General features: G+C 39.6%; 24 protein-coding genes and 1 pseudogene. 8 read left to right on the forward strand and 17 right to left on the reverse strand.

Translation table 11 applies throughout. The features are described 5' to 3' along the window. Positions 1–128: 128 nt before the first annotated feature. Genes H5182_RS16975 through H5182_RS16985 form a run of 3 tightly spaced genes read left to right on the forward strand, consistent with a single transcriptional unit; the run spans position 129 to position 4,822 of the window. The gene (locus tag H5182_RS16975; RefSeq protein ID WP_145242040.1) at positions 129–1,577 is read left to right on the forward strand and encodes a sodium:solute symporter family protein; all 1,449 of its coding nucleotides are present in this window, start codon (positions 129–131) and stop codon (positions 1,575–1,577) included. After that, complete coding sequence (locus H5182_RS16980; protein WP_182760367.1) at positions 1,570–2,511, forward strand: PfkB family carbohydrate kinase; 942 nt, start codon at positions 1,570–1,572, stop codon at positions 2,509–2,511. The genes H5182_RS16975 and H5182_RS16980 overlap by 8 nt, the downstream gene beginning before the upstream one ends. Further along, positions 2,504–4,822: a family 20 glycosylhydrolase gene (locus H5182_RS16985; protein ID WP_182760368.1), complete on the forward strand. Its 2,319-nt coding sequence runs from the start codon at positions 2,504–2,506 to the stop codon at positions 4,820–4,822. The genes H5182_RS16980 and H5182_RS16985 overlap by 8 nt, the downstream gene beginning before the upstream one ends. Before the next feature lie 58 nt (positions 4,823–4,880). Here H5182_RS16985 and H5182_RS16990 read toward each other — a convergent pair whose 3' ends face one another. Next, entirely contained in the window at positions 4,881–5,561 is a 681-nt protein-coding gene (locus H5182_RS16990) for an SDR family oxidoreductase (RefSeq protein ID WP_182733872.1), read from the reverse strand. 346 nt (positions 5,562–5,907) lie between these two features. Here H5182_RS16990 and H5182_RS16995 point away from each other — a divergent pair, with 346 nt between their 5' ends. Next, entirely contained in the window at positions 5,908–6,762 is an 855-nt protein-coding gene (locus tag H5182_RS16995) for a mechanosensitive ion channel family protein (protein WP_182733874.1), read from the forward strand. A 253-nt stretch (positions 6,763–7,015) separates the two neighbouring features. Here H5182_RS16995 and H5182_RS17000 read toward each other — a convergent pair whose 3' ends face one another. From H5182_RS17000 to H5182_RS17020, 5 genes are all read right to left on the reverse strand, one after another. Then, complete coding sequence (locus tag H5182_RS17000) at positions 7,016–7,549, reverse strand: GNAT family N-acetyltransferase (protein WP_182732116.1); 534 nt, start codon at positions 7,547–7,549, stop codon at positions 7,016–7,018. A gap of 3 nt (positions 7,550–7,552) precedes the next feature. Continuing rightward, positions 7,553–8,899 (reverse strand): N-succinylarginine dihydrolase, encoded by a 1,347-nt coding sequence (gene astB / locus H5182_RS17005; protein WP_145242028.1) that lies wholly within the window; start codon positions 8,897–8,899, stop codon positions 7,553–7,555. A 64-nt stretch (positions 8,900–8,963) separates the two neighbouring features. After that, positions 8,964–9,194 carry a helix-turn-helix domain-containing protein gene (locus tag H5182_RS17010; RefSeq protein ID WP_182719062.1) on the reverse strand — a complete coding sequence of 77 codons (231 nt, stop codon included), beginning with the start codon at positions 9,192–9,194 and terminating at the stop codon, positions 8,964–8,966. A gap of 361 nt (positions 9,195–9,555) precedes the next feature. Further along, on the reverse strand, positions 9,556–10,566 hold the full coding sequence (locus tag H5182_RS17015; protein ID WP_182760369.1) for a zinc-binding alcohol dehydrogenase family protein: 1,011 nt from the start codon (positions 10,564–10,566) through the stop codon (positions 9,556–9,558). 104 nt (positions 10,567–10,670) lie between these two features. Then, positions 10,671–11,102 (reverse strand): MarR family winged helix-turn-helix transcriptional regulator, encoded by a 432-nt coding sequence (locus H5182_RS17020; protein ID WP_145242022.1) that lies wholly within the window; start codon positions 11,100–11,102, stop codon positions 10,671–10,673. Between the two features lie 125 nt (positions 11,103–11,227). Here H5182_RS17020 and H5182_RS17025 point away from each other — a divergent pair, with 125 nt between their 5' ends. Both H5182_RS17025 and H5182_RS17030 read left to right on the forward strand, forming a co-directional pair. After that, positions 11,228–11,656, forward strand: coding sequence for an organic hydroperoxide resistance protein (locus H5182_RS17025; protein WP_182732118.1), 429 nt, complete (start codon positions 11,228–11,230; stop codon positions 11,654–11,656). A 440-nt stretch (positions 11,657–12,096) separates the two neighbouring features. After that, entirely contained in the window at positions 12,097–14,217 is a 2,121-nt protein-coding gene (locus H5182_RS17030; RefSeq protein ID WP_182732119.1) for a methyl-accepting chemotaxis protein, read from the forward strand. Positions 14,218–14,484: 267 nt separating this feature from the next. Here H5182_RS17030 and H5182_RS17035 read toward each other — a convergent pair whose 3' ends face one another. Further along, entirely contained in the window at positions 14,485–15,012 is a 528-nt protein-coding gene (locus H5182_RS17035) for a hypothetical protein (protein ID WP_145242016.1), read from the reverse strand. Between the two features lie 52 nt (positions 15,013–15,064). On the opposite strand from H5182_RS17035, the gene H5182_RS17040 reads away from it, so the two are divergent. Both H5182_RS17040 and H5182_RS17045 read left to right on the forward strand, forming a co-directional pair. Beyond that, positions 15,065–15,424 carry a DUF1294 domain-containing protein gene (locus H5182_RS17040; protein ID WP_145242014.1) on the forward strand — a complete coding sequence of 120 codons (360 nt, stop codon included), beginning with the start codon at positions 15,065–15,067 and terminating at the stop codon, positions 15,422–15,424. Between the two features lie 46 nt (positions 15,425–15,470). Then, positions 15,471–16,667: an iron-containing alcohol dehydrogenase gene (locus tag H5182_RS17045; RefSeq protein ID WP_145242012.1), complete on the forward strand. Its 1,197-nt coding sequence runs from the start codon at positions 15,471–15,473 to the stop codon at positions 16,665–16,667. A 50-nt stretch (positions 16,668–16,717) separates the two neighbouring features. Here H5182_RS17045 and H5182_RS17050 read toward each other — a convergent pair whose 3' ends face one another. The 10 genes and pseudogenes from H5182_RS17050 to H5182_RS17095 form a co-directional block, all read right to left on the reverse strand. After that, positions 16,718–17,803 (reverse strand): rhomboid family intramembrane serine protease, encoded by a 1,086-nt coding sequence (locus tag H5182_RS17050; protein WP_145242010.1) that lies wholly within the window; start codon positions 17,801–17,803, stop codon positions 16,718–16,720. After that, positions 17,793–18,422: a hypothetical protein gene (locus H5182_RS17055; RefSeq protein ID WP_259397348.1), complete on the reverse strand. Its 630-nt coding sequence runs from the start codon at positions 18,420–18,422 to the stop codon at positions 17,793–17,795. Before H5182_RS17055 ends, H5182_RS17050 begins: the two co-directional genes overlap by 11 nt. Before the next feature lie 155 nt (positions 18,423–18,577). Next, the gene (locus tag H5182_RS17060; protein ID WP_145242524.1) at positions 18,578–18,922 is read right to left on the reverse strand and encodes a PEGA domain-containing protein; all 345 of its coding nucleotides are present in this window, start codon (positions 18,920–18,922) and stop codon (positions 18,578–18,580) included. A gap of 263 nt (positions 18,923–19,185) precedes the next feature. Beyond that, on the reverse strand, positions 19,186–19,428 hold the full coding sequence (locus H5182_RS17065) for a hypothetical protein (protein ID WP_145242522.1): 243 nt from the start codon (positions 19,426–19,428) through the stop codon (positions 19,186–19,188). A gap of 61 nt (positions 19,429–19,489) precedes the next feature. Then, positions 19,490–19,822: an immunity protein YezG family protein gene (locus tag H5182_RS17070; RefSeq protein WP_182760370.1), complete on the reverse strand. Its 333-nt coding sequence runs from the start codon at positions 19,820–19,822 to the stop codon at positions 19,490–19,492. 32 nt (positions 19,823–19,854) lie between these two features. Beyond that, entirely contained in the window at positions 19,855–20,355 is a 501-nt protein-coding gene (locus tag H5182_RS17075) for a hypothetical protein (RefSeq protein WP_182760371.1), read from the reverse strand. A 33-nt stretch (positions 20,356–20,388) separates the two neighbouring features. After that, positions 20,389–21,135 carry an immunity 49 family protein gene (locus H5182_RS17080; protein ID WP_259398159.1) on the reverse strand — a complete coding sequence of 249 codons (747 nt, stop codon included), beginning with the start codon at positions 21,133–21,135 and terminating at the stop codon, positions 20,389–20,391. A 10-nt stretch (positions 21,136–21,145) separates the two neighbouring features. Further along, a complete protein-coding gene (locus tag H5182_RS17085; protein ID WP_310736405.1) occupies positions 21,146–21,967 on the reverse strand; it encodes a hypothetical protein in 822 nt (273 codons plus the stop codon). Between the two features lie 386 nt (positions 21,968–22,353). Then, a pseudogene (locus H5182_RS17090) lies at positions 22,354–22,689 on the reverse strand (DUF600 domain-containing protein). Positions 22,690–22,720: 31 nt separating this feature from the next. Continuing rightward, entirely contained in the window at positions 22,721–22,969 is a 249-nt protein-coding gene (locus H5182_RS17095) for a hypothetical protein (protein ID WP_182760372.1), read from the reverse strand. Positions 22,970–23,063: the final 94 nt, after the last annotated feature.

Genomic DNA, 23,063 nt, shown 5'->3' on the forward strand with positions numbered 1-23,063 from the left:
TTTACACCTAAGAGCACACAAAATAATAACCGCTCTTAGGTCAGAATAATAACTAACATCAACCACGTAATTAATAATTAGAAGTGCTGTTACAAAGCGCAGCGTGGATTGGTGGAGCAGGGTGTCTTATGAAGTGGCAATTATTAATGGCCTTTTTAGGCTACTTAGGATTTATGATTTGGTTTGGTTGGTGGGTAAGCCGAAATTCTAAAGGTGGCGATGACTTTTTACTGGGGGGACGTAATTTACCGTTTTTTCTTACGTTAGGTACTACAGTTGCCACTATGGTAGGAACAGGATCATCAATGGGGGCTGTGGGATTTGCTTATTTAAATGGCTGGGCTGGGATGATCTATGGCCTTGGTGGTGCTGCGGGAATTTTATTATTAGCAAAATTATTTGCGCCAGTGCGTGAACACCAATTCATGACTATGAGTGAAGAAGTATCATACTATGTGGGAGCACATCCACTCGTTAAGAATACCATCGCAATATTTATTTTTGTCGCCAGTATTGGTTGGTTAGGAGCGCATATTCTGGGCGGTGGTATGTATTTAGCATGGCTTACTGGGTTATCGCCATTTTCGGCAAAACTTATTATTGCACTGGGCTTTAGTATTTACGTGGTGATTGGCGGTTATGTTGCTGTGGTATGGACCGACTCTATTCAAGCATTGGTGTTATTTGTTGGCTTTTTCTTGATGGCTGGGGTCGCTCTTTATGAAGTGGGTGGCTTGGCTGATATGGCCAATGCGCAACCTGCGCTTAACCAAAGCTTTTTATCATTGGATAAAATAGGTGCAGTGCATGGCTTATCATTATTTTTCGCGGTGTTAATAGGCGTCTTGGTTGCGCCATCATTTCGCCAACGTATTTATTCTGGCAAGCATGTTAAAAGTATTCGTCAATCGTTTTATTTATCGGGTGGCTTGTATTTAGTATTTGCCATAGTACCTGCCATCATCGGTATGGCAGCTTATGCACTGAATCCTGCTTTAGAGAACAGTGCATTTTCTTTCCCTTTTATGGCGTTTGAATTATTACCTTTTGGCTTGGCAGCGCTGGTTATTATTGCTGGCCTTTCAGCCACGATTTCCAGTGCTAGCTCAGATGCGATTGCAGCTGTGAGTGTATTAATACGTGATCTGTATAGTTTAGTATTCAAACGAATGCCCCACGCTAAAGATGTTGTATTACTTTCGCGGATGGGCTTAGTGATGACGATAGGCATTGCGTTATTATTGGCGTTATTAACTAACGATGTGATTGGTTACATTACAAATATGATCGCCACTTTAATGTCGGGTCTATGTGTATGCGTGTTATTTGGTCATTTTTGGCCACGCTTTAATTGGCAGGGGGCCATTACTGCTTTATTGGTTTCGCTGTTGGTTTCGTTGGCGATTATTTTAACGCCAAATTGGCTGGCTTATTGGAGTAACCCAATTATTCCGGCCACTTTAGGCTCCGCTTTATTAGCTGCTATGGTAACTTTGTTTACCCCAGTTCAAGTGTGCACATCTGCACAAGCATTAGCTATTTTAAAAGCTCAACGCGAGGAAATGCAACATGATTAAGATTGCATTTTTTGGTGAAGCGATGCATGAACTATCTACAAATCAAGAGCTTAATTTTGGGGGGGACACCTACAATACGGCAGTTTACTTTAAACGTCTTATGGGAGAACAGGTGCATGTTTATTTTATATCTGCCATTGGTAGCGACGAACTAAGTAAGCAAGCTAAGGCTAGGTGGCAGCAGCAAGCGCTTAAACTCGATTTTTTACAATATGCAACAAATCATACTTTAGGCGCTTATGGTATTACGCTTGATGCTAATGGCGAGCGAGTTTTTCATTATGATCGAAAAAATAGCGCTGCCAGAGAGTATTTTAAGCTTGATACTCAACATCAATTCTTAGCTGCATTGCAGCAGCAACAGTTTGATTACCTTTATTTTTCAGCTATAAGTTTAGCAATTTATGATGACCCAACTAAACAGCTATTAATGACTGCTATTGCACAGTTTAAGCAAGCTGGTGGCATCGTTATTTTTGATAGTAATTATCGCCAAGTGCTTTGGCAAAGTAATATGCAAGCACACTATTGGTTTCGCCAAGCCTTTTTAGTTGCAGATATCATTTTTGTTACCAACGACGATCACTTTGGTGTGTTTGGTGATTGTGAACAACAGCAGTTGGTCGACTTTTATCGGGCATACCCACAAGCGTTGCGAGTGATTAAGCAAGGACTGGATGACACCATTGTGTTACAGCAACAAACAATTAATTACTATCCAGTAACCGCAGTCGCGAAGGTAATTGATACTACCGCGGCTGGAGATGCGTTTGCAGCGGGTTTTTTAGCTGAACAAATATTAGCGAGTCCTTGTGCAATTGCAGTGCAGACTGCCCAGCAACTTGCGGCTCAAGTGATCACCGCCGCAGGGGCAATTGTCGCTACAACAGTGACTCTCAAAGCAAGCAAACAACAGGAATTAAACAATGCATAAAATTATTCATTTTATGATGGGGGCAATGCTACTGAGCAGCTCTTGTTATGCTTTTTCTGCGCCCGCCACCGAAGCGCTGATGCCAATGCCTAAAGAGGTGCAAGCATTGGCTGGGAGTACTACCTTTGAAGCAACTCTTAAGGTATTTATACCTAAAACGCAGCACGCTATCGTCCTGCCTTTATTAAATAGTTCGTTGTTTGCTACCCAATTTCAGCATCTACAAGTTACGCCAAGAGTGGCTGCGCAATTACACATTAATATCACGCAAACAGTGAGCGAGTTACCTTATTTAAATATGGATGAAAGTTACACGCTAACTATTGCAGATAATAAAATTGACCTAACGAGTGCTAATCAATACGGCATGCTTAGAGGATTGGCGACTTTATCGCAGCTATTATTTAGTGCTAAGCAGCCGCTACAAGTTAATAATCTAATTATTACGGATGAACCAACTTATCCGTGGCGTGGTTTATTATTTGATGGCGTGCGTCACTTTTTGCCAATTGCAGATGTAAAACGGACATTACGTGGCTTGGCTTCAGCCAAGTTTAATGTGTTTCACTGGCACTTAACCGATGATCAGGGCTGGCGAATTGAGCTAAATAGTTACCCTAAACTACACCAGCAGGCATCCGATGGTCTTTATTATACTCAAGCACAAATTAAAGAGGTGGTTAGCTATGCGGCAAAGTTAGGTATTCGGATGGTGCCAGAGTTTGACGTTCCGGGTCATGCCAGCGCGATTATACTTGCGTATCCTGAACTTGGTAGCGGAACTCAATTAACTCAGATGGAGCGACGTTGGGGCGTATTTAAACCGTTACTGGATCCAAGCAACCCTGAGGTTTATAAATTTGTTGATGCAGTAGTCGCCGAGCTTGCGGGTTTGTTTCCTGATCCGTATTTGCATATTGGTGGCGATGAAATTGATGATACTGATTGGCAAGCCAATAGTCATATTCAAGCTTATATGCATAAGCAAAAACTGGCTGATAGCCATGCATTACACGCCTACTTCAATCAACGGGTTGCTAAAATATTAGCAAAATACAATAAGAAAATGATTGGTTGGGATGAGGTATTACATCCTAATTTGCCTAACAACACCTTAGTGCAATCATGGCGTGGTCATCATTCATTGGCGGCGATCACTGAGGCCGGTTTTGATGGTTTGTTATCAAGCGGGTTTTATATTGATCAGCCGCAGTGGACGAGCTATCACTATCGTAATCATCCGCTGCCGCCGGCGAAACCCGCAGTAACGGCGAAGACAGTAATCGGACATGTTGATTTTACCCTCACACGCATAAAAGGCAGCGCGGTGACTGGCGATATTACTGTCTTTGCAAGTGATCAGTCTCGTATGCAAGCAATTGTCAACATCGCGGGTAAAGGGGCATTCATCACTGATAAAGTGACTAAAATAGCGAATAACTATCAGGTGCTTATTGATACTTGGCTTGGGCCAACTCAGCTGACATTTAGTTTAACGCAGGCTAGCAAAGATCCCGCATTCGTGGGTAATACTCCTTATGTGTTTAGGGCAAATGTCGGTGGTGAGATACCTCTGGTGCAGTTGAACCAACAACTAAAACATCAGCAGCAACGAGCCAAGCTAGGTAATGTATTGGGTGGTGAAGCAACTATTTGGGCTGAGCTTATCACCTCTGATAATTTAGATACGCGTATTTGGCCAAGACTCTATGCAATAGGAGAACGTTTTTGGTCACCTACTAGCTTAACGGATGAGCGCAGCATGTACACTCGGCTTGCGCTAATGGACCAATACGCCGATGAACAGTTAGGCTTACTACATCAACAGCAGTTTATTCAACGTTTAGAGCAGCTACCAGAGGTTTCAAGCAGTGCGCTTAACGCGTTACTTACTTTTAGTCAGCTGATAGAGCCCGCACACTATTACACGTTGCATCATTTAGCGTTTCTAAGCGATGATTACCATCAGTTAGCGCCACTGGATAAATTAGTGGATGTTTTACCGGTAGAGAGTTTAACCTTAAAACAATTTGATTATGCGGTGGATGATTACCAACAACAATGTGATCGCCAAAAACTTACCGCATTGCAAAGTCAGCTAGTAATGTGGCAGCAAGTACTTACTAATAATCCGCAGGTATTTTTAGCGGTTAATGAGTGGCAAGCAAGCTATTTGGCAATTGTTGATGCTCTGCAAAATAAAGATGCGTTAAGTGAGTCGCAAGTTATCGAGATCAATCATGGTACGATTGCGCAAGTTATCGCATCAATTAACCGATTAAAACAGGCGCGTTTAAGTTGCAGTAATTAATTTACTGCTTGGATCAAATTAAATGCCCTGTTAAGGGCATTTATTACTGTCGAGTCCGTTAATTACTCGGCATCAAAAATAACTCTCGTACATTGCAACGTGGGTTTGCCTCTATAGCAAATAGTACCGCCTCGGCTACATCATTTGGGTCAAGTTTGTCGGGTTTTGCTTCATCAAAAAAAGGCGTATTGACCATGCCTGGGGCAATAGTGGTGCAGCGTCCTTGCCATGGCTTCATTTCTTCAGCTAAGTTTTGTCCAAAACCGTAAGCAAACCATTTTGTTGCGCCATAAACAGAGCCTTTAAGGGCAATCCGTCCTGCGGCTGAGCTGGTTAAAATAAAGTGTCCTGTGGTTTTTCTTAGGTGTGGCAGAGTGAGTTTTGCGGTGTAAAGCAGTGCATTGATATTAATATCAATCATTGTTTGCCATTGCTCAGGATCGCCCTCTTCAACACCTGGCGTTTGAACACCCATACCGGCATTGGCAAATGCAACATCAAGGCGGCCAAAGTGTTTTATACCTGTATTAACTACGTTTTCAAGCGATGAAAAATCAGTGGCATCTGCGCAAACTGCTAATGCGTTATCAGCCCCGAACTCTTCAACCAGCGCATTAAGTTTGTCTTCACTGCGAGCGGTCAAAATTACTTTATGACCGTTTGCGACTAAGGTTTTTGCTGTTGCTTCACCAATACCACTGGAAGCGCCTGTAATAAGTACAACTTTTTCTTTACTCATGACTTGCTCCTCGATTAAATCTGAGACTAGATTTGATACTCTTAGTGGTAATGGTAACAGTGAAGGATTAACCTCCATTGAATGCTTATTACACCAACTTGCTGGTTTGATTTAACTATATGATTTTTAATTGTTTTTAAAGATTAAAATAAAAAGTTAGGTTTATATTTATTATGCTATATAATCGCGCGGTTTCGCTTTGAGGCCAGCTTATTTTTTAGCAGGCTACAAATCGCAAATGTTTATAGCAGCTCACACTTATTGGCTTATAACAATGTGGTTTTAACCTTGTGTAAGCTATGTTAAACCTTGCTCAATTGCAGCAATTACTTAGTGGAAATAAACAGTGAAAGATAAGTTATTAGTGTTTTGGCAAAATCATTCAGAAACCATAATGACTCTAGGTTATAAACTGATTCTAGCGTTGGCTATTGTTATAGCTGGTGCTCTAATTGCGCGCTCTGTTAAAAGAGCGATCCAAAACTCTAAGTCGCCTCTTAAGAAAATGGATAAAACCTTACTACCAATTTTATCGAGTGTGCTGGGCTACTTGGTGTATATCATTGCAGGGTTGTTTATTTTAGATATTTTTGGTGTTAATACAGCCAGTTTAATAGCACTTATGGGGGCGGCTGGCCTTGCGATTGGCCTTGCGTTAAAGAATACCCTCAGTAATATTGCCGCAGGTATTATGTTATTAATACTTAGGCCATTTAAAGTTGGTGACTTTGTTGATGCCAGTGGCACAACGGGTACTGTGAGTGAAATTAACCTCTTTACAACTATTTTTAAAACCAATGATGGCCTATATATCGCTTCGCCAAATGGCAAAGTGTGGGGTGGTAATATTAAAAATTTCACTCGCAATGGTAAAAGACGCATGGATATTGTAGTAGGTATTTCGTTTGCTGACTCAATAGATGATGGCTTAAATGTACTTAAACAAATAGCCGCATCAGAAAGCCGATTATTAGCGGATCCAGCACCTAAGGTGATGGTGACATCGATAGCTGAAAGCTCAGTGAATATTCAATTACGTGCGTGGACAGTTAACGGTGATTATTGGCAAACAGTCTGGGATCTTAATAAACGCGTAAAAGAGTCTATTGAGCAAGCAGGGCTGACAATTCCATTTCCGCAGCGTACGTTACATATATCGGAGTCGATGGCATCGGCAATAACCGTTAACAAGGATGTGTAAATAACAGATAGTGATTTAATATATTAAATAGCAATCTGTCAGCTTAACGCCAGTTAATTAATATTGACTGGCGTTTTCTTTTTGTGCTCATTGAAAACATGCTGATAAGTTCGTCTACTTGATCCCATTTTATCTGTTCTGTCAACGTATTAGCAGCGATTTAAACGTTATAGTAAATGCCTTTATGGTAGGTTACAAAAGCGAAGTGACTGCTGATAACATTATAAGGTTGTAAGCGATTGACGAATTTAACTCACTTAAGTAATTTATAAAACAGCACAGTACTTTGTAATTCGCCCGATGAACTAAGGGCAAACTGTGGTATTTCACCGGCTTCTATATAGCCTAATTTTTCATATAAAAGTGAGGCAATATCGCCTAAGCGGGTATCCAGTACCAGTAGCTTTAATTGTTGCTGCAGCGCACTTTTTTCAAGGGTATGCATAAGTTGTTTTGCAAATCCTTGGCCTTGGTATTGGCTATGTACCATTAGCTTTTCAACCTCACCGCGGTGAGCGCCATTAGCTTTTTGACACAGCGATAATTGCACTGCACCAATTACCTCAGATCCTTCGGTGATAACAAATAATTCGCGGCTATCATTTAATAAATCGCATTCAATACTGTGCCAGTAGTGATCTGCTTGTGCGCGCGTCAATGGCGCGATAAAACCAATCGATGCACCATTGTTAACGCTATCAACCAGTAAATGATTTAGCGATTGCTGATATCCCGCTAGTGAACTGATTTTATGTATTTGCGTATCTACAACGCTTGTATCTTGCATGGTTTATCCTTCTAATTGAAATGGATACACAGAGCCTAGGTGCAGATGTTGAGTTAATTCATCCAGCGCTTGCCAGCTTTCACGTAACAAGTTTGGATCTGCAAAATCATCATTACTAAGTTTGTCACGATAGTGCTTATTCGCCCAATCACATAGTTGTTGGTACTTACTATCGTTTAAAATAACCGCAGGATTGACTGCCGCGAGTTCTTGCTGATTTAGCGCTACACGTAAACGTAAGCAAGCAGGGCCACCACCATTTTGCATGCTTTGTTTTAAATCAAAAAATTGCACTTGATCAATTGGATTGTCTGCAAGGATCATTTCTTCAATATAACTGTTAACTGCCTGATTGTTTTTACATTCTTGTGGAGCAACCAGTAACATTTTGCCATTGTTTAAACTAACCAGTTGGCTATTAAATAAATAGCTAGTTACAGCATCTTGCACGCTTACTTTGGCTGTTGGCACCTCAATAATATGCAGTGTTTTGTCGCCAATATATGCATCTTTTATTTGTTGTAGGGCGATAGGCTGATTTAAGAAAGCTTGCTCGTGACAGAGTAATACATTGGCGTTACCCACCGCGATTACGTCATTATGGAACACCCCTTGATCAATCACCTCAGGGTTTTGTTGAATCATTAATTGGCTAGATGGTTTTAGCTGATGTAGTCGGCATATTGCTTGTGATGCTTCAAGTGTCTGCCTTGCAGGAAATTTAACTGGCTTAGGCAGTGCGCTGTTAAATGCGCTGGCACCATATACAAACAGCTCCAAACCTTGAACACCATGCTCGTCGCCTAAGCGAGTATGGTTAGCCGCGCCCTCATCACCAAAAAAACCTTGATCTGGCAAATGGGTATGATGACTAAAGTAGCCTTCGTTATTAAACATGGCTTTAAGTAATCGTGTTGTTGTTTGAGGCTCAAGGGAGCGATGAAATTTGTTATTCAAATTAGCAGCAGTAAAGTGAACTTTGCCATCAAGTGTGTCGGCTGATGGTGATACAGTGCCGGCATTGGCAGTCCACATTGATGATGCTGAATAACATGCGCGAACTAAAACAGGATCAGCTTTAAACGCTTTACTGATCACTTGTTCAGCAGTGCCTGTAAATCCTAAACGACGCAATACATTTATATCAGGGCGGGCATGTGGGGCAAATACCCCTTGAGTTAGTCCCAAGTCATGCATAGCTTTCATTTTCGCTAAGCCTTGCAGTACCGCCTCTTTTGGATTGGAGTAACTTGCCGCATTATTTAATGATGCTACGTTACCGTATGATAATCCCGCGTAGTTATGAGTCGGGCCTACAAGGCCATCAAAATTAACTTCTACAGCTGTCATAGTTATCCTGCAATTTTACTAATTTTAGTGTATTTAAACTATACAGAAAATAATCAGTAGTAGGTTAATTAAAATTAGCTAATTCTAGTTCTACGCTCTGCAAGTTTTGTTGCAAACGTTTTTGTGCTGCGAGTAGGTAGCTTTTTTGCTGTGCTATTTTTGCTTGTTGTTGACGCAGTGCTTTATAGATCACTCGTTTGGGTAAATCATAGTGCTCGGAGGCTTGGCTAATTGTTAATTGATGCACCGACAACTTTTTAAGCGCTTCATCTAAGTGCGGGTAGTTACTTAACATATTCACGCTCCTTTTCTGCGGTGGTGTGAGGATCATTGGCATGGTGAATATGCCAAATGCTTATATCTAAGCGCCATAGTAAATACAACATATGATAAATATTAGTCATAGCTCGCTCCCTGTAGACGAGGTAAATGAAGATAAAACTCAGATTAGTGAGTTACTCTTTTGTAAGGAAGATCTGTGCCAGTCTGAATAATTATTTTTAGTTAAAACAAATCAATAGCTTAAGGTTTTTTCGTTGTTGTATGATTGAGTATAAGCACTAATGTAGTGAAAAATAATGATGGCTTTGCACTTTGCTGGAGCAGAAGGGGAATTATTGCGCGTTCAGATGAGCGCGCAATAATATTAAGTAAGTTTAAAACCCTTCAAGTACCAGCTTACCGCGTGATTGATGAGATTCTAATATTGCGTGCGCTTTGAGCAGGTTTTCTATATTAATTTTCCCTAAATGTTGGCCTAAGGTAGTTTTAATGATGCCGTTATCAACTAGCTCTGCTAATTCAGTAAGTAACTGATGTTGCGCTATCATATCGTCAGTTTGGAACATTGAACGAGTATACATAAACTCCCAATGCAGTGAGATACTCTTACGCTTGAGCGCTAAAATATCAAAACTTGCTGGGTCGTCTATTAAAGCTAATTTACCTTGTGGTTTGATCACTTTAATAATTTCATCAAGATGTTGATCGGTATGAGTGAGGCTAATTACATAATCAAATTCAGCAAGATTATGCTCTGTTCGTTGTGCATCTAAGCTTTGTGAGTGATCAAGCACTTGATCAACACCTAGCGCATTTAACCAGCTAACGCTATCTACGCGTGATGCTGTGCCTATCACCGTTAAGTTGGTTAGCTGTTTGGCCAACTGCACTAAAATTGAGCCAACACCGCCTGCGGCACCAATAACTAATAATGAAGCTGGTTTTGCATTGTTGGAACGTGATATTTGCAAACGATCAAACAGTAATTCCCAGGCTGTAATACTGGTTAGCGGTAACGCAGCAGCTTGGGCATTGTTCAAGGTAGTAGGCGCACGGCCAACAATACGTTCATCAACTAGTTGAAATTCAGCATTACTGCCTGAGCGAGTTAAATCACCAGCGTAATAAACCCGGTCGCCCAGATTAAATAAACTTACTTTATCACCAACAGCTTTTACGATCCCAACAGCGTCCCAACCAATGACTTTATGACCTTGTTCAGGGCTAACATTTGCGCGGATCTTCGCATCGACAGGATTAACTGAAATTGCTTTTACTTCGACCAATAAATCGTGACCGGATGCTGTTGGAATAGGTAACTCGATGGCTTCGAAAGAATGATTGCTAAGTGTTTTGGTTGCTGTTTGGTATCCAATGGCTTTCATGAGTTGCTCCGTTAAATTGTTTTGCTGCACCCACTATAACGCAGTTTTATAATAGAAAAAGAGTGGGGTATATATACACGAATCGCTCTCAAAATTTTTGATAATTAACTTAAGTCAGTATTGAGTTTATCAAGTAAAGTAATTAGTTGTGTGGCTTCTTGCTGCGTAATAGATGGAAAACGGCAACGAATTTGCTCAGGGATATTCGCTGCTTGTTGTTGCAGCTGTATGCCTTGTTTGTGTAACTTTACGACTCGCTTACGTTTATCTGTTTCATCTTTAACCACGGCTAATAAGCTTTTATCGGTCATTTTTTTCAAAATTTGTGTCATGGCGCCGCCATCTATTGCGGTTTTTTCCAGCAGCTGTGCAATACTGATCTCATCTTCTTCCCAGAGCGCCATCATCACCACATACTGTGGATAGGTCAGTTCAAGTTCGTTTAGTGCATCTCGATAGGCACGTACCACTGAATTGGAGGCCATATACAGACGATGACAAATTTGATTATCTAATTTCAATTGTGGATATTTCATAGTAGCTCTCGAATGATGACACTGCATTTTAATTTGCATGCAAAATATTTGCAATGATCAATAAACTACTTTATTATTTTGCATGCAAAATAAATTTAGTCCCAACCTTAAATAAGGAAAACATTATGAAAGAATTACTACAAGTCGCTTACACAGCTAAAGCAACTGCAACGGGTGGCCGCGAGGGCACTGCAAAATCAGACGATGGCCGTTTAGATGTGGCACTTTCAACTCCAAAAGGGTTAGGTGGCGATGATGGTCAAGGCACTAACCCTGAGCAGTTGTTTGCAGCGGGTTATGCAGCGTGTTTTATTGGCGCATTAAAATTAGTTGCAGGCCAAGCTAAAGTTAAGTTATCTGCTGATACCCGCATTGATTCAGAAGTATCGATTGGTCCAATCGAAGGTGGTTTCGGTATCGCTGTAAAATTAGCTGTTTTTGTCGGTGATGTAGATAAAGACACCGCAGAAGCGTTAGTGGCTAAAGCACACGAAGTTTGCCCATATTCAAATGCTACTCGTGGTAATATCGCAATTGAATTGTCGGTTATCTAACTTATTGTAAATTTAATAATTTATATTTTTAAAGGCGCATTTTTATTTTAAATGCGCCTTTTTTGTGGCTTTTATTTATAACCATGAGCTTTTTAGAGCGCCATTTATAACCAAGAAGCGCAATTGTGATAATCTGTACTAAAATTTGTAATCCTTAGTTTGCGCTACCCGACAATCAATATCCTCACTTATATCATTGTATATTAATACTATTTCAGTATGTTAAACCATGTATGTCATTGCCAAGCATTAACACAAATAGTTCAGTAATGATCAACTCTATGTCTAAATTGGCTTTGTTATCGGGAAAGTTTATTAACCACTGGTTAGGTTGAGTGGTCTAGGAATATCCATTAATACGGTTTTTTTCAACAAAATTGATTAACTTATGAATAATTGAACTAGAATGTAAACGTAGTTTTAATTCGAGGATAAGTGGAATGCGGCAATTAGCGTTGGCGAAAAAGTTACTATGGCTTACTTTAGGTAGTATTTTTATCACCGTTGTAGTGCTATCGAGTGTGCTTTGGTGGCAATTATCAAGCAGCAATAAAGTGTTATCAGCACAAGCTGAAAAATTGATAGTTACAGAGGTAGAAGAAAAGCTCACCAGTAATGCTGCAGTGTACGGTGAAAAAATCGCAGGGTTTATCAACGAAGCATATCGAGTGCCTTTTTCACTCGCTGCGATACTTGGTAATGAATCGGCTAAAGATGCTTTAACACGTGATTCGGTGGTACAGCTTAATCGCTCTATTATAGAAGGTAATTCGATACTTTCTTCAATCTACTCGCAATTTGAAGCTAATGGTTTTGATGGTAACGATCAACAATATAAAAGTGGTTTTGATCATTCAGTCGCAGGCCAAGGCACCTTAGAGATTTACTTCACTCGCAGCCGTGAAGGTGTGATTGAACAGCAAGTTGTTGAAGATGCAGCAGAAAAATACGTTACGACTTTAAACGAATTTGGTCAACGTGAGGCTGAGTGGTACTTATGTGCTAAAGACACTAAAAAACCGTGCATTATGGAACCCTACTTGTACGAAATCTCCCCCGGCAATTCGGAAATGATGACATCTTTGACTGTGCCAATACTGCGCGACGGTAAGTTTATTGGCCTCAGTGGCGTTGATATTACACTGCCAGTTTTTCAAACTATGACCGAGCAGTTATCAAAAGAATTATATAATGGTCAGGCGCGAGTTACCTTATTAAGTTCGATGGATTTAATTGTGGGTAGCAGTCATAACAAAGACAAACTTGGTCGTCCGCTAAAAGAAGCAGTCTCTGCCTCGGTGTTAAAAAATTATACTAGTTTGAAAGAAAGCTCTGGAGTACAAAAGAGCGAAAATGAATATTTAGTCAATTACCCAATAGATATTAAACTTGCTGGTCGTCAGTGGACTTTGCTAGTAGAAGTACCTGCAGAGCTTGCACTACAAGGACCACAGCAGCTCAGTGCAAGTATGCAAGATAATGCCAACACTCTTGGTGGGTTAATTTTAATATCTGGGTTAGTGATTGCTGGCGCTGCATTTATTATTATGACTTTAGTTGTCAAAAGCATCGTGGCGCCGCTGCAACAAATTCAGTTACGGGTTGATAATTTAGCCAGTAGTGAAGGGGATTTAACACAAACGTTAACGGTTGACACTCATGCAGAGTTAATTGCGCTCGCTGTTGGGTTTAATGCGTTTTTGGAAAAGTTACGTGATTTAATTGCGCAATTAAAAGATGTATCAGGGCAAACTAAGGAGCAGGCACAAATTGCCGCACATGTAGCCGTTGATACTAAGCAAAATGTGCAAGCTCAGTTTCAAGAAATTGAAAGTGTCGTAACGGCAATGAATGAAATGAGTGCCACTGCACTTGAAGTTGCCCGTGCTTCAGAGCAATCAGCGCAGCAAGCGGATGAAATTAATTCATTAGTGGTCAGTAGCGAAGCGAGTTTATCGTCTGCGGTATCACAAGTGAAAACTATGTCTGAAGAAATAAAGCAAGCCAATCAAGCCGTAGCCAAAGTGGCGGCGCGTAGTAACGATATTACACAAATTTTAGATGTGATCCGCACTATTTCAGAGCAAACTAATTTACTCGCACTTAATGCTGCGATTGAGGCAGCTCGCGCTGGTGAACAGGGGCGAGGCTTTGCTGTCGTAGCCGATGAAGTGCGTGCTCTGGCATCTAAAACTCGTGCGTCAACAGATGACATTAGTGGCTTAATTGACAACTTACAGCTTGAAGTGGGTAATGCCTCAACAGTGATTGAAAAAGGAGTTGTGCGAGCACAAACTGCAGTTGATGAAACTACCGTTGCTTTTGATGCTTTACACAGTGTGGTAATTAAAGTGGAAGAGATAACTAATCAGATCACCCAAATAGCGACGGCTGCAGAGGAGCAAAGTTCTGTAACTGAAGAAATTAATCGTAATTTAACGTTGATCTCCGATGCTGCATCACAACTTGCTGATTTATCAACTCAAGCTGGCGATGGTAGTCAAATGCTCAATCAGCTTGTTGCACAACAAGACGATGAATTGAATAAATTGAAAACATAATACCTCCAATGTGATTAACTTGGTTCTGTATAAAACCGGTATAACTTAACCTGTCGCTCACAAACTAGCCACGCCACTTCGGCGTGGTTAGTTTGAGTTACATTATCAACTCTAAACTAGGTCCACCCCTAATTCAGCTGTCAAAATAATACAAACCAAAGAGCGGCAAAATATTTCAACGCGCTACCTCTTTCAAATTAGGTATGGCTTTTATACGTAAATCATCAGTCCAGCAAATCGATTTACTCGACTATTTTTATGCCGTTTCTATTTAAAAATAACCTGTTTGTTACTGCGAGTGTAAATACGTTTTTCAGGTTTTGTCCATTCACCCTTTTTTAAATAAGAGGTAGAGACAACAAACTGCTCATCTTTAAAATCACTGGTTGATTTTACTTTTGTAATGCCTTCTTTTGAACCTGTTACGGTTTCGTATGCTACAAACTGCGTAGGGCTCAATACTTTCAATGTCCCTTGAGTATAAAAGCCTGCTGTAGTGAAATAATAAAAAACTAATGACTGCTTTTTACTATCCCAAAATATCATTGATTCGCCGCCATATTCACCTTCATTAATTGAGTGAAGGGTACGAATTGCTTTCCCATTGAGGGCTCGCTCCCAGCGACTTACATCCTGAATCTTTGGCTTATTATCGGCAACATTGAAATCAGCTTGCCATGTGCCGAGGTAAGGTTTAAATACTTCAAGCTCTGGTGCTAAGTCAATCGTTTGTGCACTAATAGCACCAGCGTAGATAAAGCAAAAAGATAGTAAAAGTGTTTTTAGGTATGACATAATCGTGCCTATCATTATTAGTTTTTCAAATTGTAGTATAGGCGAGAGTCCGTTGATTAAAAAAACATTATTGCTTTTTTCTGTTAGTTTTCTAGTTGTATTAGTGATTGGTGGGCTGCTTGATTATTGGCCATATTTGGTCGCCAGTGTTTACTGTACTATGAGCAGTATTACGTTTTTAGTTTATAAATGGGATAAGCGTTTGGCGATAGAGTCAACAGATCAGCCTATTAGAGTGCCGGAACGTAGTTTACATATTTTAGCATTAATTTGTGGTTGGCCGGGAGCACTGATCGCTCAGCAATGGTTAAGACATAAATCACAAAAACGTGCATTTATTGCGGTACTTTGGCTCACTATCATTATAAATACTTCTGTATTAGGGGCTGCCTATTATTGGCAATTGCTTTAAATTGATGCACTATCAGGTAACCTAAAAATAACAAAAGTCTGATTTTATGTATTTTTTATATCGCTGCTATCATTTTATTTTAAAATGTATTGTTATTTTTATTGGTATTCCTGATCCGCGTTTGTATCAAGGTTATAGCGGGTTTAAGCAATGGCTTGCATTACTTAATCCAAATAAACCTGTGTTAGTTGTAACTGACAATACGTTAAAAAATTTAGGCGTTGTTGCTCCCATTTTAGCTTTGCTGGATGAGCAGGCAATCTCTTGGCAGCTGTTTAGTGACGTTGATGCTAATCCAACGATTAGCAATGTTGAAAGCGGTTTAGCACTTTATCAGCAATACACATGTCATAGTATTATCGCCGTTGGTGGCGGCTCAGTAATTGACTGTGCCAAATTAATTGGCGCACGTGCAGTAAGACCTAATAAATCAGTTAAGCAGTTAAAAGGCTTGTTTAAAGTACTGAAAAAACTTCCCCCATTATGTGCTATTCCAACAACTGCAGGTACTGGCTCAGAAACGACCGTTGCTGCGGTGGTAAACGATCCGCAAATGCAAACAAAATATGCCGCCACTGACTTTGCTCTTGTACCAAGTGATGCAGTTTTAATTGCTGAGCTAACACAAACGGTGCCTGATTTTATTACCGCAGCTACAGGTATCGATGCACTCACGCATGCACTTGAGGCATACATAGGCACTAATGGCCTTGCTTTTAGTGATGACAAGTCATTGCGGGCAATCGAACTTATTTTACAAAATTTATTAACAGCGTATAAAAATGGTAATGACTTAGTTGCGCGGGAAAATATGTTACTCGCTTCATTTTATGCAGGACAAGCGTTTACCCGAACATCTGTAGGTTATGTGCATGCTATAGCGCATCAATTTGGCGCGCAATACGGCACAGCTCACGGTTTAGCAAATAGTGTGGTATTGATGCATGTGCTGAAATTTTATGGTTCCAGTATAGATAAAAAGCTGGCGGCTATTGCTGATCATTGCCAATTAACACAATCACACCAAAAACCAGCAGAAAAAGCAGCAATACTATTAAACACCTTAGAGCAGTTACTTATTGATTTAGCTATCCCTCGTCATTTAAAAGAGCTAAAAGTAGCTGATATACCTAAGCTTGCTGATGCTGCAATTGTAGAGGCTAACTGGGACTATCCAGTACCAAAATTTATGAACGTAGCTCAATGCCAAGCCATTATTCATAAAGTAGTGAGTGATACGTAATAAATGAAAACCTTCCCATCAGCACAGATAGGGAAGGTTTAAGCGTTAAATTAGCGTTTTAACTGTGCTTCAGGTTGATTTAATAATTCAATTATAGGATTTTGTGCAGTGATTTTTGCTTTAAGAGCAAAGCCGATCAATAACCCTGCGATAAAGCCACCTATATGAGCGCCATAATCGATACCATCAGGTGCTGCAATCATGCCATAAATATTGATCCCTAACCAAATTACAAAAAACCACACTGCAGATAATTTCTTTTGATAAATGATAAACATAAAAGTTAGGCTGGCGTGCCTAAACCACATTAAGTACATACCAAATAGCCCTGCAATTGCGCCGCTAGCCCCGACACTTGGAATAATCGAGCTGGGATCAACGATAAAGCTAGCAAAAGACGCTGCCAAACCGCATACCATATACCATATTAAAAACTTTTTATGACCTAATACGTCTTCGAGGTTATCACCAATAATGTATAAAAAGTACATATTACCAATAAGGTGCATTACTGAGCCGTGTAAAAAAACACAGGTAATCACGCTCCATAAATGTTCGCCTTGAGAGATCTTACTTGGATTCATTGCAAATAATTCGAGGGTGGCACTGAATGCGTCTGAATTGAAAAAATACAAGGCAAAAACAATGGCATTGAGTGCAATTAAACCGCGAGTAACCCACGGCGTTTGTTTTGGTTTTAGGTTATATTCAACGGGCATTTGCGTTAAAAATTGAAACAGATAAGTTTTCCAACTAACTTTTTGGTTTAGCTTGTCTAGGCTTGCTTTGAGCTCGGGGCTGTTTTCAACGCTTTCTAATTGACCTTTTTCAATCCAACTGCCATCACAATGACGGCAAACATCAATTTCGGTATGAAAATCTTCGAGTAAATGAAAGCGCTCAAGGTTCTTACTGCAATCGGGACAGTCTAGCTTAGAAATACCTAATGACTCACCAAAATGAGTCTCGTATTTTTCACCAATAGGACCTTCGTTGATTTCGGCAATCATCCGGTTAACTTCGTTTTTTTCAAACCATAAGCCACCGCATTCGCGACAGATATCTATCTCTTCACCTTGATAATGAGTAACATCCAAAGGGTGATCTTTGCAGTGAGGGCAGCGTTTAGTTGGCATTATCAGCCTCCTTCAATGAGCCGATAATAATATCGTTTTGTTGTAATTCTTGTTGTAAATTTAATGCACTAGCTTTTAGTTGAGGTAATGTTTGTTGCTCAATAATATCGGCAATTTGATTTAGTTCAATTGACGCTTGGCGCGCAGACATTTTACGCTTTAACGCCGCATCAATGACAAACTCAGCACGACTATAAAAACGACGAATTTGTGTTAGAAATATACTCGGAGTTTCAAGAGTTGTTGGTGAGTACTGCATAGTTTGCCAAATATACTTTTCAAGCGTGGGTTTATTATATTCAAGTTCACTTGTGTGTGGGCTTTTGGCTAAAAGTAACGAATAGCGTTTTATATTCTCTAAATTATCATTTACTTCATCATATAATGAAGTACGCAAATAATAGTTATCCTCCATTTTACTATATGAATCAAATTTTAGTGCTTGCTCTAAACCGCTTTGCGCAGCTAAGTAAACACCAAAAATAGTTGAAAGTACTAAAAACACTTGGTTCAACCAAAAGCTAGTACTTTTTAGCTCTTTATTATCAACTTTTTTCAGTACGTTAGGTATTCGAGGAGGTGTATTTGCTTGGTCAGAGTGGTTTTGTGATGACTCCAAAATTCATATCCTTATTTTTACTGTCCATTTAATAAGCGCAACAGGATACGGGGATTTTTTTAATACGACAATTACTTTTTATGGAAACTATACTTAATTTTTAACACAGGCAATACAAATTGGTGATGGCAAGAATAAACTTGCCATCAGTGGTGTCATAATGCAGATTGGCTTGCTTCAATTTGATCTAACTCGATAGTCAGGATCGTTTTCTTATCAACAGTAACCCACTTTCTATAGGTTAAGTAACCGTCTTTAGTAATTTCGATGTCGTATTTACCTTCATCGAGTTCAATACCTGCTTGGTATTTCGGCTTTATATTCATTATGCGAATACGGGCATCATCAGGAGAAGTAATAACGGTCAGTGATATTGCACTGTTTACTTCTTCTGTGGTGACAACAGATTGCTCAGCAGAAGCCGTCTGTTGTTCAACTTTAGGGTTACTTGAACAACCTGATAGCATCACTATAGCAACCAGCGCACTTAATTTTTTCATAATTACTCCATTAAATTGTTCATTATAAACATCTTTGTTTATATCACTTTTAGCAACGAAAAATCATGGAATAACAATAGGAAGGATTATGTATTTACTAGAGTCTTCCATGACTTTTATATTTACTTTAACTATAAATCAAATGGCATTTTAGTATGTATAAGGATGAGGTTCAAATCATAGTTGCAAAAAATACCAGTTTTCCTTATTTTATTATGTTTATAGCAATAAAAGAAACAGTTTCATTATGACTATAATAAATATTAGTTTAGGGTTTTGCTCTTTTTAAGCTTAGTAAATCGTTGCCACGTACCCAATATTAAAAAAGCGACTAGCATAAATACAGTGATGTAAAAGGCCATTATGGCCACTTTGATCATTAGTAAACACGCGATAATAATGGCGAAGATGATCGCGATACGAATAATAGGGCTTTTGATAAATCTATTTGAAAAAAGTAAGGCGGTTAGGCTTAGCTTGCTGCGGGTGTTTTTCTTAACATCCATGTTTTGTGTCCTTAGTGTTTTTTGTATTAGCGTAATTTACGCGTTTAAATTAGTGTGTATTTTATGCAGTGATAACGTCATCATCATTATTATCACGCTCAAAGTTCAGATTAAATTGGCCTTGGCGATTAATGGTAAAAATAGCGCGCGTCCATTTTTCTGGTTGGTGCTTTGTTGCTTTATCAAATACTTGTTTGAATAAATTGACAATCTCGTCTGTCACGGTAATTGGATGTTCGCTTGAGTCGTCGACTGTTTGATAATAGGCTTTGCATTCAAGTACGTTTTCATCTTCGCAATTTAAAATGAGCTGGGCTTCAAGCCATGGCTCATTTATTTGCTGGTACAAGTATTGCCCAAGTTGTTGTGGGATGTTTTTAATATTTGGTTGCATGTGCTGTCCTTAGCGTTTTCTATATAAGTTAATTATTGCTCAATGAGTACGACGATAGATTTACCTTGCTCAGCCGCATCTCTAAAGGTTACAAAGTATTTATCTCGAACTAGCTCATAGGCTTCGGGGTTTACTTCATCGTCTCCATCCTTTTCAATTTCAGCAATAATTTGCTGCCCTTCTAAGTTGCTAATATCAAAATTGTATTCTTCCTCCATTATCGCGTATAAATCTTTAACCATATCCGCAGGAAAAAAACCAAAGCTACCGCTGATATCCGCATCGGGTCGGAGTAGTTTGTGAGGATAAAAATTAAAGCTAGCAATCAATAATAAACGGCTATTACCTGCGATGGCGTCCCATAATTGCAGTGCTGGTTCAAAGCCGCGCAGATTTATTTCGATAGATTGCCAATGAATGGCTTCATTTTGGGTTATCTCTAATAACTGTTGGTATTTGCTTTCATCATCATCGGCAAGCGTAGTGGGGTAACTATCTTCGTCAATAAGTAATAGGTGAATTAAACTGCTCATAGATAATAGGCTCGTGTTGTGTGATTATCGAAACTAATCAATTAAAAATAAAGGTAAATATAGTGAATCGGTTTGGCATTGCCAACCATGCATGTCTTTGCCTAACTTTGCCATAGTAAGAGCATTTAAACAGATAAAGCCTTCTTCCATATCTTTTAAATCACCAAATTTACATTCATCTTTATGCCAAGTTATGGCTTTGTCGATACTAGTTTGCCAACGTAATTCATCACCTGAGACTAAGGCCGAGATTGCTTCTAATAAAGGAAGTATATATTGCAGTACATCTTTGTCTTTAGTGTTTTTGGCTTCAAGTAAAGCAGCCTCAACATCATCTTTATTAATAGTTTGGCCTGTACCAATCGCTTTTAATAGTTCAGCGTATTGGAGTTTTGCTTGATGTTGAACGCTGGATAACTTTATTTCACTGTGTTTAAGCTTTTCTAAAACATCCTGCTCAGCAAAGAGAAGAACAACATTTAGCTCTTGTTGAATAGTCCAATCGTTATTACTCGTTTTTAATTTAGGGTCGAAGCCGCATAAAAAAGCAAACGGTGCTGCTTTTTCAAAATTGGGTTTTACTTCTGAGTGCTCTTCGAGTGCGTATTTAGCGTATGCAAGCATAAAATAGAAATCGGTTATTTTAAATACGCTATTTTTATTTTGTTCAGGGGTTCTAGTATTATCTTGAAAACGCTCTATCCATGCGGCCAAATGGCTGTTTGCACGTGAGATGTTTTCTTCTATATTTTCTATTGATAGTTGGTTTAACTGTAGCATTATCAATTCTCTATGGTAAAGGTTGTAATTTTCCTTCGACGACTTGACCGCCTTTTTCAACGGCTTCAATAACAATTTTATTTAACGGTATATCTAAGTCATTCGCATTGAATAAGTCGTTGCCTAGTGTATTTTGAGCCGGATATTTCTTGGATTTTCTCATGCTTTTAATTGTATTTTTTATCCACTTCGTGGTCATTTGATCGCCTTTCTTAGCTCCTTTAGTGAGCTCGGCGCCAGGTCCCTTAGCTTCAACGATAAAGTATTCTAGCACGTTGCCATTTTTATCCCGCTTAGCCCATACTTGGTCAAAACCGGGGCCCGGACCAAAGCCTAGCTCCATTTTCGCAGGTGGCGCGGGCTTATAAAAGTGTTGTGCCATATAGGCACTTGCTGCACGTTCACCTTTAACTTCGGTAAGCTTCGCTTTAAATGCACCAATGCGATGGCTTGAATCACCATTTTTAATAGCGTCATCTAGTTTGTTCTTATAAGCCGTTTCATAAGCCGCTAAGTTTTTATAATGGGCATCAAGGGCTGGGTTTCTGACTCGCTTAAGCGCTGTAGCCCCCTTCAAGTCATTCCCTTTCGGCGGCTCTAGTTCATTGGCAACGGTTTTCTTCGGTTTGCCTACTATACCCGTGCTTGCCGGTGGCTCAAATTCATCGAGGGCTTTGTTTACGCGATTGCCAATTTCGTTTGCGGCGTTTTTTACCCCTTGGTCTATTTGCGGGGTGACTTCATCAAGCTGTTTGACCATAGCTTGCATGCCGTCAATGGCCGAGTCTGGCAGTAGGAGGTCGTATTTCCAGCTGGTTGAAATATCTTGCAAGGTATCTCTAAAGCTTTTAATAATTGCTTTGACTTCACTGGCGGCTTGTTTGCCTAAGTCTTGCCAGTTTATTTCGCGCAGGTATTTTACTGGGTCGCCTTTGCCTACTTTCGTTGGGTATAAAGCCGGAACACTGCAATAGCGGCTTCCATCGATTCGTTGCTGTCATTGGCTTTATCATCAAATAATAATTCGTTGTGGGCTGCGGGGGAATTATGTCGCGGGGTAAACCCGCTGCCACGAATGCGTAGACTCGAATTTACTTGTGCAAAAATGAAAGGCTAGGGCACTAATCTTTGAAGACTGTAGCGCCCAGCTTTACAACATACATGTTGTTAAAGAGCGGGTTTATTTTTTACTTGAATTTAAGTAATTAATTAGTGCATTTACTGCGCAGTGATTACTTCATGAACGGTATTCTCACGCTCAAAGTTGAGATTAAATTGGCCTTGGCGATTAATAGTAAAAATAGCGCGTGTCCAGTTTTTGGGTTGGTGCTTAGTGGCATTCTCAAACAAAGTACTGAATAACTCGATTATTTCGTTAGAAACAGCGATTGGGTGCTCACTTGAGTCATTTGCTGTTTGATAATGGGCTTTGCATTCAAGTACGCTTTCATCTTCGCAGTTTAAAATAAGTTGTGCTTCAAGCTACGGCTATTTTATTTGCTGATAAAGGTACTGACCGAGTTGTTGGCGGATGTTTTTTATGTCTGGTTGCATATGCTGTCCTTAGCGTTATAAATTGTTATAGTTAAGATAGAACGCCAAAACTATTAAATAAGGTTATTCCACACCACCTTATTTTTTCTAAATACGTTTCAAACTCAGGAGATTTATCTTCATTATCTATTAGTTGGTTGATTTTTTTCATTAAATCGATTTCCGTATCACTAGGATCACTTAATTGTAATGAAATAAATGGAGTGGGGTGATCAGAAACTACTTTTCTAATTTCTAAGAGTACGTAAAGTGTAGTGGCATAGTTAATTTGGCCACCCATTAAGAAAGAAATGTTATGCTAATAAGCATACAAATTTGGGTGAAAAAATGACGAAATTAAAACGCGCAACGTATTCTGCTGCAATCAAATTAGA

This window comes from Pseudoalteromonas sp. SG44-17, from assembly GCF_014164235.1.
GTDB classification, from domain to species: Bacteria; Pseudomonadota; Gammaproteobacteria; order Enterobacterales; family Alteromonadaceae; genus Pseudoalteromonas; species Pseudoalteromonas rhizosphaerae.

Excerpts from the sequence above, each read along its gene's own strand:
- H5182_RS16975 (WP_145242040.1), top strand. The coding sequence starts at position 129 with ATGAAGTGGCAATTATTAATGGCCTTTTTAGGCTACTTAGGATTTATG.
- H5182_RS16980 (WP_182760367.1), top strand. The coding sequence starts at position 1,570 with ATGATTAAGATTGCATTTTTTGGTGAAGCGATGCATGAACTATCTACA.
- H5182_RS16985 (WP_182760368.1), top strand. The coding sequence starts at position 2,504 with ATGCATAAAATTATTCATTTTATGATGGGGGCAATGCTACTGAGCAGC.
- H5182_RS16990 (WP_182733872.1), bottom strand. The coding sequence starts at position 5,561 with ATGAGTAAAGAAAAAGTTGTACTTATTACAGGCGCTTCCAGTGGTATT.
- H5182_RS17000 (WP_182732116.1), bottom strand. The coding sequence starts at position 7,549 with ATGCAAGATACAAGCGTTGTAGATACGCAAATACATAAAATCAGTTCA.
- astB (WP_145242028.1), bottom strand. The coding sequence starts at position 8,899 with ATGACAGCTGTAGAAGTTAATTTTGATGGCCTTGTAGGCCCGACTCAT.
- H5182_RS17010 (WP_182719062.1), bottom strand. The coding sequence starts at position 9,194 with ATGTTAAGTAACTACCCGCACTTAGATGAAGCGCTTAAAAAGTTGTCG.
- H5182_RS17015 (WP_182760369.1), bottom strand. The coding sequence starts at position 10,566 with ATGAAAGCCATTGGATACCAAACAGCAACCAAAACACTTAGCAATCAT.
- H5182_RS17020 (WP_145242022.1), bottom strand. The coding sequence starts at position 11,102 with ATGAAATATCCACAATTGAAATTAGATAATCAAATTTGTCATCGTCTG.
- H5182_RS17025 (WP_182732118.1), top strand. The coding sequence starts at position 11,228 with ATGAAAGAATTACTACAAGTCGCTTACACAGCTAAAGCAACTGCAACG.
- H5182_RS17030 (WP_182732119.1), top strand. The coding sequence starts at position 12,097 with ATGCGGCAATTAGCGTTGGCGAAAAAGTTACTATGGCTTACTTTAGGT.
- H5182_RS17035 (WP_145242016.1), bottom strand. The coding sequence starts at position 15,012 with ATGTCATACCTAAAAACACTTTTACTATCTTTTTGCTTTATCTACGCT.
- H5182_RS17045 (WP_145242012.1), top strand. The coding sequence starts at position 15,471 with ATGTATTTTTTATATCGCTGCTATCATTTTATTTTAAAATGTATTGTT.
- H5182_RS17050 (WP_145242010.1), bottom strand. The coding sequence starts at position 17,803 with ATGCCAACTAAACGCTGCCCTCACTGCAAAGATCACCCTTTGGATGTT.
- H5182_RS17060 (WP_145242524.1), bottom strand. The coding sequence starts at position 18,922 with ATGAAAAAATTAAGTGCGCTGGTTGCTATAGTGATGCTATCAGGTTGT.
- H5182_RS17065 (WP_145242522.1), bottom strand. The coding sequence starts at position 19,428 with ATGGATGTTAAGAAAAACACCCGCAGCAAGCTAAGCCTAACCGCCTTA.
- H5182_RS17070 (WP_182760370.1), bottom strand. The coding sequence starts at position 19,822 with ATGCAACCAAATATTAAAAACATCCCACAACAACTTGGGCAATACTTG.
- H5182_RS17075 (WP_182760371.1), bottom strand. The coding sequence starts at position 20,355 with ATGAGCAGTTTAATTCACCTATTACTTATTGACGAAGATAGTTACCCC.
- H5182_RS17080 (WP_259398159.1), bottom strand. The coding sequence starts at position 21,135 with ATGCTACAGTTAAACCAACTATCAATAGAAAATATAGAAGAAAACATC.
- H5182_RS17095 (WP_182760372.1), bottom strand. The coding sequence starts at position 22,969 with ATGGGTGGCCAAATTAACTATGCCACTACACTTTACGTACTCTTAGAA.